Source organism: Acetobacter lambici, assembly GCF_011516885.1.
GTDB classification, from domain to species: domain Bacteria; phylum Pseudomonadota; class Alphaproteobacteria; order Acetobacterales; family Acetobacteraceae; genus Acetobacter; species Acetobacter lambici.
Window position 1 is genome coordinate 62,546 of sequence record NZ_WOTD01000002.1, and the last position, 12,160, is coordinate 74,705.

Annotated in this window: 13 protein-coding genes and 1 tRNA gene; 9 read left to right on the top strand and 5 right to left on the bottom strand. The window is 55.9% G+C overall.

Going from position 1 to position 12,160, the window contains the following annotated elements; genetic code table 11:
• Nucleotides 1–114: 114 nt before the first annotated feature.
• The 7 genes from GOB86_RS02355 (at nt 115) to GOB86_RS02385 (ending at nt 4,408) form a co-directional block, all read left to right on the top strand.
• Nucleotides 115–669, top strand: a complete 555-nt coding sequence (locus GOB86_RS02355) for a DUF177 domain-containing protein (protein ID WP_165990781.1) — start codon at nt 115–117, stop codon at nt 667–669.
• Nucleotides 670–839: 170 nt separating this feature from the next.
• On the top strand, nt 840–1,043 hold the full coding sequence (rpmF, locus tag GOB86_RS02360; protein ID WP_048852785.1) for a 50S ribosomal protein L32: 204 nt from the start codon (nt 840–842) through the stop codon (nt 1,041–1,043).
• An 85-nt stretch (nt 1,044–1,128) separates the two neighbouring features.
• Nucleotides 1,129–2,235 (top strand): phosphate acyltransferase PlsX, encoded by a 1,107-nt coding sequence (plsX, locus tag GOB86_RS02365; protein ID WP_165990782.1) that lies wholly within the window; start codon nt 1,129–1,131, stop codon nt 2,233–2,235.
• Nucleotides 2,236–2,307: 72 nt separating this feature from the next.
• A complete protein-coding gene (locus GOB86_RS02370) occupies nt 2,308–3,276 on the top strand; it encodes a beta-ketoacyl-ACP synthase III (RefSeq protein ID WP_165990783.1) in 969 nt (322 codons plus the stop codon).
• 37 nt (nt 3,277–3,313) lie between these two features.
• Nucleotides 3,314–3,667, top strand: a complete 354-nt coding sequence (locus GOB86_RS02375) for an integration host factor subunit alpha (protein ID WP_264811541.1) — start codon at nt 3,314–3,316, stop codon at nt 3,665–3,667.
• A 34-nt stretch (nt 3,668–3,701) separates the two neighbouring features.
• Entirely contained in the window at nt 3,702–4,256 is a 555-nt protein-coding gene (locus tag GOB86_RS02380) for a MerR family transcriptional regulator (protein WP_165990867.1), read from the top strand.
• 78 nt (nt 4,257–4,334) lie between these two features.
• Nucleotides 4,335–4,408 (top strand) — tRNA-Pro (locus tag GOB86_RS02385).
• Nucleotides 4,409–4,470: 62 nt separating this feature from the next.
• Here the strand turns inward: GOB86_RS02385 and GOB86_RS02390 are convergent.
• Nucleotides 4,471–5,589, bottom strand: coding sequence for an AI-2E family transporter (locus tag GOB86_RS02390; RefSeq protein WP_165990784.1), 1,119 nt, complete (start codon nt 5,587–5,589; stop codon nt 4,471–4,473).
• Nucleotides 5,590–5,789: 200 nt separating this feature from the next.
• Between GOB86_RS02390 and murJ the strand changes: the two genes are divergently transcribed.
• Both murJ and GOB86_RS02400 read left to right on the top strand, forming a co-directional pair.
• Nucleotides 5,790–7,340, top strand: a complete 1,551-nt coding sequence (murJ, locus tag GOB86_RS02395) for a murein biosynthesis integral membrane protein MurJ (protein ID WP_165990785.1) — start codon at nt 5,790–5,792, stop codon at nt 7,338–7,340.
• Between the two features lie 12 nt (nt 7,341–7,352).
• The gene (locus GOB86_RS02400; protein ID WP_165990786.1) at nt 7,353–8,630 is read left to right on the top strand and encodes a UdgX family uracil-DNA binding protein; all 1,278 of its coding nucleotides are present in this window, start codon (nt 7,353–7,355) and stop codon (nt 8,628–8,630) included.
• A gap of 9 nt (nt 8,631–8,639) precedes the next feature.
• Here GOB86_RS02400 and GOB86_RS02405 read toward each other — a convergent pair whose 3' ends face one another.
• The 4 genes from GOB86_RS02405 to trxB all read right to left on the bottom strand — a co-directional run bounded on the left by GOB86_RS02405 (nt 8,640) and on the right by trxB (nt 11,973).
• Nucleotides 8,640–8,930: an integration host factor subunit beta gene (locus GOB86_RS02405; protein WP_086645467.1), complete on the bottom strand. Its 291-nt coding sequence runs from the start codon at nt 8,928–8,930 to the stop codon at nt 8,640–8,642.
• A gap of 152 nt (nt 8,931–9,082) precedes the next feature.
• The gene (locus tag GOB86_RS02410) at nt 9,083–9,547 is read right to left on the bottom strand and encodes a MucR family transcriptional regulator (RefSeq protein ID WP_165990787.1); all 465 of its coding nucleotides are present in this window, start codon (nt 9,545–9,547) and stop codon (nt 9,083–9,085) included.
• 487 nt (nt 9,548–10,034) lie between these two features.
• On the bottom strand, nt 10,035–10,916 hold the full coding sequence (locus GOB86_RS02415; RefSeq protein WP_165990788.1) for a LysR substrate-binding domain-containing protein: 882 nt from the start codon (nt 10,914–10,916) through the stop codon (nt 10,035–10,037).
• A gap of 103 nt (nt 10,917–11,019) precedes the next feature.
• Nucleotides 11,020–11,973, bottom strand: coding sequence for a thioredoxin-disulfide reductase (gene trxB / locus GOB86_RS02420; protein WP_165990789.1), 954 nt, complete (start codon nt 11,971–11,973; stop codon nt 11,020–11,022).
• Nucleotides 11,974–12,160 lie beyond the last annotated feature (187 nt).

A 12,160-nucleotide genomic window follows, 5' to 3' on the forward strand; every position in this document is an offset into this window, starting at 1 on the left:
TGTCATTACTCCATAAAGTTCCGCTTGTGTGGTAGATTGTTCATGCGGTGACCAGAAAGCTTTGTCCCGAGCGTGTCCCGCCTGCTTGTTTCAGCGTTACTTCAGGAGACCTCCATGACCGAAAAGCCAGAATTTTTTCGCCCTCTGGCCGTGCGCCGAATCGGAATACTGGGAACGGATATGACTGTGGAAGCCACGCCGGACGAATGTAAAAAAGTAGCCAGGCGGCTGGGCTTGCAGGATGTGGCCATGCTGCGCTGCCGCTACCGGCTCAAGGACAATGGACGGGGCGTTGTTACGGCCGAAGGCGCCATGGCCGTCCGTTTTACGCAGACCTGCGTTGTGAGCATGGAAGCGTTTGAGGATATGATGGCGGGATCGTTTGTTATCCGCTTTGTTCCCGCCAGCCAGTTTGTGGAAGCTGACGCGCCCGATATGGACGCGATTGATGAAATTCCGTATGAGAGGCAGGACGTTGATCTGGGCGAGGCTGTGGTTGAGCAGTTTGCACTGGATCTGGAGCCCTATCCGCATGCGCCTGATGTTGCTCTCCCTCCCGGCCTGATCATGGATGAGGAAGAGGTGGAACAGCACGGTCTTGAGGAAGAGCCAGAGAAAAAGGCCAGTCCGTTTGCTGGTCTGGCCCGCTGGCGGGGTGGAAACGCGTAATTGCCCAAGTGTGGGTGTGGGGTTTTCTTTTAGGATTGCTTGCGAAAACGCTTGCTGTCTGCTAGAGGCCGCGGCTCAGTGCTGGTGTTAAACCTGTTATGTCGTCTGGCTGCGTTAACGCGTGACCGGGCGTGTTGTTCAAACCATTTTTATGAGAAGGGGCTGGGCTTATGGCTGTACCCAAAAAGAAAACCTCGCCTTCACGTCGTGGCATGCGTCGCAGCCATGAAGCTCTGCGTGCAGAAGCTCATGCTGAATGCTCCAACTGTGGCGAACTGAAGCGTCCTCACAATGTCTGCAGTCATTGTGGTCATTACGACGGTCGTGAAGTGATTGCCGCCGGCAAGGCACTCAAGGTCGCCGTTCGCGCCTGATTTTTCAGGCGTGAGAACGCGTGCTGCATCCGTCGCACGCGGGGTAATGGGGGTAAGGCATCTGCGGCATGGCAGAGAAGCAGGCATGAGCAAGACCGAGATTCCAGAAAGTTTTCCTTCCGACCCTAACGAGGTGTTCAATCTCGCCGTGGACGGGATGGGGGGCGATGGGGCTCCAGAAGTGGTTGTTGCCGGGCTTGCCGTTGCCGCCGAACGGCACCGCAATATCAAGGTGCTTCTGATCGGGGATGAAGCGCGCCTGCTCCCTTTGCTGGCGAAGTATCCCAAGGCTGCGTCCATATGCACGGTGTGGCATACGGATGTGTCTGTCTCGATGGACATGAAGCCAACATCCGCGCTGCGGATGCGTCAGTCCTCCATGCGGCTTGCCATGGACGCCGTGGCCAGTGGACGCGCCCAGGGGGTTGTGTCCGCCGGTAACAGTGGTGCCATGCTGGCGCTGGCCAAGATCGTGATCAAAACACTGCCGGGTATTTCCCGCCCGGCCATGGCGGCCATCAGCCCTACGATCAAGGGCGATGTGGTCATGCTCGATCTGGGTGCGAATGTTGCATGCGACTGGCGTAATCTGGTCGAATTTGCCGTTATGGGCGAAGCCTTTGCCAAGTCCGTACTAGGGTTGCCCGCGCCGACCATTGGGCTGCTCAACATTGGCGCGGAAGAACTCAAAGGGGACGAAAAGCTGCGCGTGGCGGCCGAAACCCTGCGCGAAAGTCCTCTTGCCGCCCAGTTCCATGGTTTTGTGGAAGGGCATGATATTACCGCAGGCACCACCGACGTGGTTGTAACTGACGGGTTTACCGGAAATGTCGCTCTTAAAACCGGCGAGGGTGTGCTCAAGATGGCCACAACCCTTTTGCGTCAGGTTTTCCAGCGTGGGATCATCTCCCGCCTTGGTTATCTGCTTGTCCGTCCCGGACTGGAGCGGATGAAGGAATGGCTGGACCCCCGCCGTTACAATGGCGCTGTTTTTGTGGGCCTGAACGGTGTGGTGGTCAAATCCCATGGCGGCACGGATGCCGAGGGTTTTGCCGCCGCAGTCGATGTGGCCATGGATATGGTCACGCATGGTTTTAACGAAAGCATTCGTGAGCGTCTTTCTCACATGGGGGCGTTGTTAATGCGCCCGCAGGTAGATGAGGAATGTGAACCAGCCCTCCCGGTTTCCTGAATAAACGGGACGAATGCATTGCGTGCGCAAGCTCCTGTGCTGCCTGCGCTGGCGGATAATGAAAGAACGGTCATGGCGAAACGTTCGCTTCTGGTGGGTTTTGGTGGGTTTCTGCCAGAAAGAGTTGTCACGAACGAAGAGCTGGCCACCCGGCTTGCCACATCGGATGACTGGATCAGAACCCGCACAGGCATTACCCGCCGCCATATTGCTGGCCCGGATGACAGCGCAACAAGCATGGGGGCGCAAGCTGCACGCAGAGCGCTGGATTACGCGGGCCTGAGTGCGAGCGATATTGATGTTGTTCTGGTAGCAACGTCCACCCCCGATCAGGCATTCCCGGCAACAGCCGTGCGGATTCAGGCTGCTCTGGGCATGACCCACGGCTTTGGTTTTGATATTGCCGCAGCCTGTTCCGGTTTTATTTTTGCTCTGGCAACGGCGGATTCCTTTATCCGCTCCGGGCAGGTGCGCAACGCTCTGGTTATCGGGAGCGAAGTCTATTCCCGTATTGTGGACTGGGAAGACCGGGGCACATGCGTTCTGTTTGGCGATGGCGCGGGCGCTGTTGTGCTCTCCGCAGCGCAGGACGACTCCGACGGGCGTGGGATTTTATCCACTCATCTGCATTCCGATGGCACAACGGGGGACCTGTTGTACGTGGATGGCGCAGTGGGGCAGCCAGAAAAAAGTGGCCACCTGAAAATGAGCGGGCGTGATGTGTTCCGTCATGCCGTTGCCAAGCTTTCCTCCTCCGTTGATGAGGCTCTGAGTGCCGAAGGGCTGAGCTACGCGGATGTGGACTGGCTTGTGCCGCATCAGGCCAACATCCGCATTATTGAAGGTGTTGCCAAAAAGCTGGCGCTTCCAGCCGAACGTGTAGTTGTGACGGTTGACCGCCACGCCAACACGTCCGCGGCGTCCATTCCGCTTGCATTGGATGAAGCCGTGCGGGACGGGCGTATTCAGAAAGGCGAACTGGTGCTGATGGAAGCATTGGGCGGCGGTCTGACATGGGGTTCGGTGCTGGTTCGCCTGTAATCAGGCGATAACAGACAAGTGACATCATTGTGAATGAATTGACGCGCCGCACAGGCGTGTTACCTTTCTGCACATGGAAACTGTCACACGTGCATCTTTGATAGAGCAGATCTATCAGCAGGTAGGGTTGTCTCGTAAAGAGTCGTCTGTGCTCCTAGAAGATGTTCTGGAGACGGTCATGCAGGCGCTTGAACGGGGCGAAAGTGTCAAAATCAGCGGTTTTGGCACGTTCTCTGTCCGTAAAAAGGGGCAGCGCTGCGGGCGCAACCCCAAAACAGGGGAAGAAGTGCCTATTCTTCCCCGCTCCGTTCTGGTGTTTCGTTCCAGCCAGTTGCTGAGGGCCGAAGTCAACCATGAGGAGACAGAGCCGGGAGTCGAGTATGACGATTGATGGCACATTCCCCCCCAGTGAGTTCGCGCATGACATGCCTGACACAGGGGCGGATGTTATGGAGTCGGGGGGAATTGAAAAAGGCCCCCATGCATTCCGGACCATTAGTGAAGTAGCGGATGAACTGCATGTTCCCCAGTATACCCTGCGTTTGTGGGAGACACAGTTCCATCAGGTTCGCCCCTTAAAAAGAGGTGGCGGTCGACGGTACTACCGGCCGGACGATCTTGTGCTGCTCAGCCGGATTGCAGACCTGCTTTATAATCAGGGTTATACCGTAAAAGGTGTGCAACGCCTGTTGCAGGAAGGGCATGCGGAGCCGGAGGCGGCCCCCCTCCAGCCTGCGGCAAATACGGGTATTGAAGAAAATGGCGTGGCCGAACAGGCCATGGTCGCCGAGAGTGATGATGTGCCGGTTGTGGCTGACTATGAGCAGGTGGAAGCCGTGGTGGCCCAGTTGCCAGCAGCGGTTGAGGCAGGCTTGGAACAGGCTCTGGTGCAGGTTATGGGGCAGAATGTCCGCCTGCGTTCGGATCTGGCCGATGTGCTGGTTGAGCTTGAGGCCATTCGGCGCAAGATTCTGGCCTGATTGATAAAAAAGTTAAAAAAAACGGGTGGAGTGGGTTGTGCTCTTCATGGGGTATTGCTAAACACCACCCACACTTAACGGGCAGTAGCGCAGTCTGGTAGCGCATCAGTCTGGGGGACTGGGGGTCGTGGGTTCGAATCCCGCCTGCCCGATATTTTTTCCGAAATGAAAATGCTAAATAACCCCACCCTTGGGGGGAAATGCAAAAGTCTTTTCAGACTTCTGCATTATTTCCGTATGCCCAGCGCCGCCAGATCAGGTTGAGTGCTGCCATTGCGGCCGGGCCAATAAACAGGCCGATCAGCCCCCACATTTCCGCACCACCTAAAATACCAAGCAGTACCCACAGGAACGGCAGTTTTGTTGTGCCGCCGATCAGGGTCGGGCGCACAAAGTGATCGGCTACAAAAATTACCGTGGCCCCAATGCAGAATGTTACAATAGCCGCCACGGACGCGCCCGAGATCAAAATCAGAAGCGAGACCAGACCAATTGCGATCATGGCGCAAAAAGGGATCATCGCGGCCACAGCCGTAATCACGCCAAACAGGGCAGGGTGTGGCGCATGGGCAAACAGATAGACAATCCCCATTAAGACGCCCTCACCAATACCCACCAGCACAAGCCCCTGCACGGAACCGTGAATGGAGGCGACAATCTGGCGGGCAATACTTTCGCCCCTGCGGCCAAAGGCCCGGCAGGAGGCAACGCGGCACTGGCGAATAACGGAAACACCGTCTTTATACAGAAAAAACAGTGTGAGAATGGAAAAGCAGAACAGTGTGCCCCGGTGCGCTATCTGGCTGCCCAGTGCCCGTGTGACCATAACGCCCTTGCTATCCAGCGCTCCCAGCAGGCCCGAGACGTCGCGCGGGTTGGACAGGTGCGTTTCCCATAAATGCGCAATACTCGCGGAGCCTATTGGTAAATGCTGGATAACATCGGGTACGGGCACGCCAAATTTGCGGGCATGGTCCAGCCATTCCAGCGCACTCTGGGCTTCCCCAATTGCTTCGAGGGTCAATAGGGTCAGGGGTATGACAAAGAGCAGCGCCATGACCGCTGTAAACAGCAGGGGGAGCAGCGTGCCGCGCGCAGCGTTTGGCCACATACGGCATGCGCGGCTGTAGAGCGGCCATGTGGCAATGGCAAAAACGCCCCCCCAAGCCAGAGCGGGCAGAAAGCCCTGCACGGTGTAAAGTGCGACGCCCACAATAAAGAGCGCAAGAAGACTGCGCGCCATTTCCTGTCCCCGCTTTGAGCGTTGGCTGGCCTTGATAAGGCCGCAACGCTGGTGGGCGGGCACTAACGAAGATGGAGGCGTATTGGGCATGCGCGATGTGTCTTTCCAATGGTTTTGTAAAGAGCGCTCTTTAGGTCTAGCGCGCAGCATACTGTGTTGTGGGTGAATAATATAGCATATGCGGTGGTGCGCGGTCTGGCGCCGCGCGGCAGGGTATGGATTGCCAGTATCTTTTTCTGAATTTATCTCTAGTGTTCCGCTGCTTGCCTGCACATTGAAGCGGATATCCCATGCTCAGAAATTTTCTGACAGTTGGCGGCTGGACCATGCTCAGCCGCGTTCTTGGACTGATACGTGACCAGCTTCTGGCGGCCTTTATGGGGGCTGGTCCATTGCAGGATGCGTATCAGGTTGCTTTTCGCCTGCCCAATATGTTCCGCCGCCTGTTTGGGGAGGGCGCGTTCAATGCGGCTTTTGTGCCCATGTTCTCCACCGTTATGGTGCAGGATGGACGGGATGAGGCCCGGCTGTTTGCCCGCCGTACGCTGGGGGTCATGCTTGCATGGCTGGTGTTTTTGTGTGTGCTGGGCGAAGTATTCATGCCGCAGGTATTACGGGTGATCGCGCCAGGTTTTTTGCAAAGCGGAGATCGCTACAGTCTGGCGGTCAGCCTGAGCCGCATTACTTTTCCCTATTTGGTTATGATCTGTGCGGCGGCCCTGCTGGCCGGGGTGCTGAATGGTCTGCACCGTTTTGGCATGGCGTCCGCTGCTTATCTGGCATTCAACGTGGTCGGTATTATTGCCATTGTTGGGGCGTCCCCCTTCTTCCCCAGTGTTGCTTTTGCTGCGGCATGGGGGGTTACAGCCTCTGGCGTGGTGCAACTGGGGCTGCTGGCATGGGCGTGTGAGAAAGCCCAGTTTGGCCTTATGCCCCTTTGGCCGAAGTTAACGCCGCGTATTCGCCTTTTGTTGCGCCGTATGGTGCCGGGGCTGATTGGTAGTGGTGTCGGCCAGATCAATCTGACAGTGGATACCATTATTGGCACCCTGCTGCCTGCGGGTAGTGTGTCGCTCATGTATTTTGCGGACCGGATCAACCAGTTACCTCTAGGCGTGCTGGGCGCTGCGGCGGGTACAACCCTCCTGCCCGTGCTGACACGGCATTTGAGTGCAGGGGATATAGAAGGCGCGCATACGGCCCAGAACCGCTCTATGGAATATGTTGTGCTGCTCACCCTGCCTGCCGTTGCGGGGTTGCTGGTTCTGGCCGGCCCGATCATGATTGTTCTGTTCGGGCATGGTTCTTTTACCGAGCATGACGCATTGTTATCCGCCCAGTCCCTACGGGCTTATGCCATTGGGTTGCCTGCCTTTATTCTGGTCAAGGTGTTGTCTCCCGCCTTTTTTGCGCGGGGGGATACACGCACCCCCGTATATATCGGCATTGGCGTGCTGGTGCTGAACTTTATTCTGAACCTGCTGTTTATGAAGCCACTGGCGCATGTGGGGCCGCCGCTGGCCAGTAGTATTACGGCGTGCGTGAATGTGGCTTTTCTGGTGGTTCTGTTGCGGCGTAAAAAGGCTTTGCGCCTTTATGGCGCGACCCTCTCCCGCATGGGGCGTGTGTGCATTGCTGCGGCCATTATGGGGCTGGGGCTTTGGGGGCTGGGGGGCATTTTGCACCTTCCGGGCGTGTTTGTTACCCGGGCACTCTGGCTCAGTGGTATGGTCATGGGGGGAGCTGTGTTTTATGCAGCACTCCTGCATGCTCTGGGCGTGGTCAGCCTGTTTGCTTTGGTTGAACGTATTCAGGGGCGGTTGAAGCGCAAAGCGGGGTAGGGGGGCTGATGCATGCCTGAGGTTGTTCTTGCGCATCAGGTTGATTTTGCAACGTGGCGCGCGGCTAGCAGGTACTTTGTGCTCGCAGGGGTTCTACCGCAGTCTTTGCGCTGGCGGGTTGCGACCACAACGCAGGACATAGCATGGTCCGTACCCTCCACTGATCATCCCCCAGCACAACCACCGCAGGTGTTTACTCTATCCCGCCGTTTTGTGGGGGTGCTGGGCGAGGCATTGCAGGCGCGTGCCCCCCGTCGGTTCGAACTCCTCTACCGCATTGTGTACCGTCTGGCGCATGAGGGGCTGGAGTTAACCAGCAGGCATGATCCAGACCTGCAACAACTCAGGCAGTATGTGTTGGCTGTCAGGGCGGATACGTTGCAGTTCCGGGAGGTTTTTTCCGCCTTTAGTGCGCAAGGGGCGCATAACGTCCTGCATCATGCGCCAGCGCAGTATATTCTGGAGGCTAACTCGCGTTACTGCATGGAGCGCAATGCGCGGTCGTGGCGGGTTGTGGCCCCTTACCGGCGGATGGAATGGGCTGGTGGCATACGCTTTGCCCCGGGAACTGATGTGGCGCCCAAGGAGGACGGCCTGCAATGGCAGGCGGATGGTACTGGCGTGTGGCGTGGTTACAATCTGAGCGTATTGCCCCCGCACCGTAAGGATGTGGAGACCGCTCCCACCCTGGCTATGCTGGCCGCCCGCGCGATGGACTGCCGGGTCTGCGGCCTATGGCAACCAGCATCCCGCACGGTTTTTGGTGAAGGGCCAGAGCATGCAGCCATTATGCTGGTTGGTGAACAGCCCGGTGATCAGGAAGACCTACAGGGGCGGCCATTTGTTGGCCCTGCTGGGCAGATGCTGGATCATGCCTTGCGCGATGCCGGGCTAAACCGGGATCAGCTTTATGTGACCAACGCGGTCAAACATTTTCATTTCACGTGGAACGGCACCCGCCGCCTGCACCAGAAGCCGGAGGCAGATCATATGGCTGCCTGCCGTGTATGGCTGGATGCGGAGCGCCGCCTTGTTCAGCCAAAATTGATGGTCATGCTTGGGGTAACGGCTGCCCAGAGTGTTTTGCAAAAGCCGGTTACAATCTCGCGCACCCGCTCACGCCTGTTTCCACTGGAAGGGCAGGTGCAGGGATTGGTCACGGTGCATCCATCCTATCTGCTACGATTGCCCGATGAGGAGAGCAGGCAGCGGGAATATGCACGATTTGTGGAAGACTTACGGCTGGCAGCCCAATACGTAGCCCAGCCGGGTAATGCAGAACAGGACTAGAGGGACGGGTTAGCCCGCATCTGCTTTATTGAGCCGTTGATGAAGCTCTTTGCCTGTTTTGAAAAAAGGAACCAGCTTTTTGCTGACCTTGACCTGTTCCCCGGTTTTGGGGTTGCGGCCCAGGCGTGGCTCTCTTTCCTTGACGGAAAAAGCGCCAAACCCGCGCAGCTCAACGCGGTTACCTGCTGCCAGGCTGCTTGTTATGCCACCAAAAACCGTATTCACCAGCAGCGTAGCCTCTCTAAGCTGCAGGTGTGGGTTTTTCTCTATTAGAATGGCAATAAGTTCAGACCGCGTCATAGAGCCCTCTGCCGAATAGGGTAGAGAATAAGGTCTGGCTCAATCTGTGCCAGACAGATGCAAGCATTCCGTTCTCTATGGCTGAGCGTCAAGATAAAAAATGCGTGACGGTCAGGCAGTAACGCCAGACCGCCAGAGCATTTGTCGCTATCTTAGGCAGTCGTTGCCTTTTTGCCGCGCTTTGCACGGCCTGACGTATCGTCATCATCTCCAGCGGCGTGGATCTTGCGGCCCAGACCGATTTCACGTGCCAGAGTGGAACGACGTTCCGCATAGTTGGGGGCAACCATGGGGTAGTCCGCAGGCAGGTTCCACCGTTCGCGGTACTGCTCGGGGGACATACCATAGGCGCTCTGAAGATGACGCTTGAGCATCTTCAGTTTTTTACCGTCTTCAAGGCAGACGATATAGTCCGGGAATACCGAACGTTTGACTGGAACAGCTGGCTGCAGTTTTTCTGGTTCGCTCTGCGGCTGGTCAGCCGTTTTGAGAGCCTGAAAAACGTCCTTGATCAGAACCGGAATAGCAGCAGGGTCCGTCTGGTTGTTGGAGACGTGCGCAGACACGATCTCGGATACAAGATCTAGGAGAGGCGAATAGTTCTGGATCTCACTCATGACAGGCCTAATTAAAAATTCAGTGTGAATAATAAGAACCATACTCAATTATTTAATCTTTGTGAACTACCAATATACAAAAAAACAAAAATAAGATCCCACTGGTATAAAATGTTGGAATGATCGGTTGATTTTTTTAGTATTTGAAGGAATTCGTATAAATTATTCGTAATGATTTGCTTAATAATTGTCGATAATTATACAGATGGCTCGTGGTCCCGCAGAGGCGGCTGATGTTCTGCTGGTTGTCTTGAGAATTATGAATTTTGATTAATTATAGTATGGTATTTTGGAATCAGCGTTGATCTGAACACATAAAAATAGCGAAAAAGACAGTCTGCTTTTTCAGAGTTTTCTGTTTCTTGTTAAGTATTGTGTTTTGGGAATGTCTGTAGCGCTTTTAGGTAATGATGTTTTTTAATAAACCAAATCCCGGTCTCTTCGTGCAACGAAAAAACCGGGATTTTGAAATATTGTTCCGGCAAGCTTAACGGATACCGAGTTCGCTCATTAGAAAATCGCGGAATACGGCAACACGTTTGGAGCTGCGCAGTTCTTCTGGGTAGACAAAATAGGCATCTACCGTTGGGGTCGTAATTTCCGGCAGAATCTGGATCAGGTCCGGAAACTTGCTTGCAGCATAAGACGGAATGGAGCCAATGCCCAAGCCCGCGGCAATGGCGGATGCCATGGCGGCCATGCTGTTGACTTCCAGCCGTGCGGGGCGTGCGTGGCTGCTGACCTGCCCTGCGTCGGCCAACCAGTTGATGTGGGCGACTGGGGGATGGTGCTCACCAAACATAACAAGCTGGTGGTTTTTAATGTCTTCCAGGCTGGAAGGCATGCCGTGGCGTTCGATATACTGAGGTGCGGCAAAAATCGGCAGATTGAAGTCCGCCAGATGCCGCTGGATCAGGTCTGGCTGGCGTGGTGCATGCATCCGCACGGCCACGTCTGCCTCACGCATGCCCAGATCCAGATCATTGTCTTCCAGAATAAGGCAGATATCGATTTCGGGGTTGGCTTCCATAAACTTATGGAGTCGTGGCATAAGCCAGCAGTTACCAAATCCTGTAGTGGTTGTGACCCGTAGGCGGCCTGCGGCTTTTTCCTTGCTTTCCGTCAGCAAGGTCTGTGTCATCTCCAGTTTGGAGAACACCTCCCGCACTGTTTTGTGCAAGGTTTCCCCTTGCTCAGTCAGGATCAATCCACGCGCATGGCGGTGGAATAGGGGTACCTGAAGAACATCTTCCAGCGCAGAAATCTGTCTGGATACGGCAGACTGGCTTAGGTTAAGCACATCCCCCGCGTGGGTAAAGGAACCGGCTTCCGCTACGGCATGGAAAACCCGGAGTTTGTCCCAGTCCACGCACGCCTCCTGCTAAATTGACTGAAATTACAAAAGCACAATACCATGCTTTCAAAGCTACTACGTGCAGTAATTACTGCACGTGGTCAAGGTATGGGCAGCCTTACGTTTTGGGCACTTCTGCCAGATACCGTTCCGCGTCCAGTGCAGCCATGCATCCGGTGCCTGCGGCTGTTACCGCCTGACGGTATATTTTGTCCTGTACATCCCCTGCGGCAAACACACCGCGGACAGATGTGCGGGTCGTTCCGGGGGTGGTCTCAATATACCCTTCGGCATCAAGTGCCAGTTGGCCTTTAAAAATCCCGGTAGTGGGGGCGTGCCCAATGGCAATGAACAGGCCATCGGTTTCGACCGTGCTTTCGCTCTGGTCCTTGAGATTGCGCAGGCGCACGGCGCAGACAACCTCTGGTGTGCCAGTGGCCAGAATGTCTTCCACCTCGCTGTTCCAGATGACCGAAACTTTGGGGTGGCTGAACAGCCGGTCCTGCAGAATTTTTTCGGCACGCAGGGAGTCGCGGCGGTGGATCAGGGTTACGTGGGAGGCGTGGTGGGTCAGGTATAGTGCTTCTTCCACTGCGGTATTGCCACCGCCAACCACCGCAACCTTTTTACCGCGATAGAAAAAACCATCGCATGTTGCGCAGGCGGAAACACCACCACCCTGCAAGCGCTTTTCGCTTGGCAGGCCAAGCCAGCGTGCCTGTGCGCCGGTCGCAACAATAACGGCTTTTGCCATATATATGGTGCCGGAATCCCCGATCAGCCGGAAGGGAGAACCGGTGCCGAAGTCCACTTCGGTAATAATGTCGTATTCAATACGTGTGCCAACGTTCAGCGCCTGTTCGGCCATTTGTTCCATCAGCCACGGCCCCTGCACGGCTTTGGCAAAGCCGGGGTAGTTTTCCACGTCTGTTGTAATGGTCAGTTGCCCGCCCGGTTGTAACCCCGCCACCAGAACGGGAGACAGGTTGGCGCGCGCCGCGTAAATGGCCGCAGTGTAGCCTGCAGGGCCTGCGCCAATAACAAGCAGATCGGTCGTGATGGTCTCAGTCATGCCAGAAGAGTTCCCCAAAGCAAGAAGTGCGGGTGCAGTTTATGCCGCGCAAGCATGGTCCAGAATGTATTGGAGAAAAGGATATGACGGGTGACTTGGCGTTGAGCAAGAGTTGAGAGTTGAGTTTGCGGCATGGCGGGGAGCGTGGCATATACTCCCCACTCTTTCTGGGAGTTGCATCTTGCAC

Coding starts and splice junctions, on each gene's coding strand:
- trxB (WP_165990789.1), bottom strand. CDS start 11,973: ATGACTGAGACCATCACGACCGATCTGCTTGTTATTGGCGCAGGCCCT.
- GOB86_RS02370 (WP_165990783.1), top strand. CDS start 2,308: ATGGCGAAACGTTCGCTTCTGGTGGGTTTTGGTGGGTTTCTGCCAGAA.
- GOB86_RS02380 (WP_165990867.1), top strand. CDS start 3,702: ATGCCTGACACAGGGGCGGATGTTATGGAGTCGGGGGGAATTGAAAAA.
- GOB86_RS02390 (WP_165990784.1), bottom strand. CDS start 5,589: ATGCCCAATACGCCTCCATCTTCGTTAGTGCCCGCCCACCAGCGTTGC.
- rpmF (WP_048852785.1), top strand. CDS start 840: ATGGCTGTACCCAAAAAGAAAACCTCGCCTTCACGTCGTGGCATGCGT.
- GOB86_RS02355 (WP_165990781.1), top strand. CDS start 115: ATGACCGAAAAGCCAGAATTTTTTCGCCCTCTGGCCGTGCGCCGAATC.
- GOB86_RS02405 (WP_086645467.1), bottom strand. CDS start 8,930: ATGACGCGGTCTGAACTTATTGCCATTCTAATAGAGAAAAACCCACAC.
- plsX (WP_165990782.1), top strand. CDS start 1,129: ATGAGCAAGACCGAGATTCCAGAAAGTTTTCCTTCCGACCCTAACGAG.
- GOB86_RS02410 (WP_165990787.1), bottom strand. CDS start 9,547: ATGAGTGAGATCCAGAACTATTCGCCTCTCCTAGATCTTGTATCCGAG.
- murJ (WP_165990785.1), top strand. CDS start 5,790: ATGCTCAGAAATTTTCTGACAGTTGGCGGCTGGACCATGCTCAGCCGC.
- GOB86_RS02400 (WP_165990786.1), top strand. CDS start 7,353: ATGCCTGAGGTTGTTCTTGCGCATCAGGTTGATTTTGCAACGTGGCGC.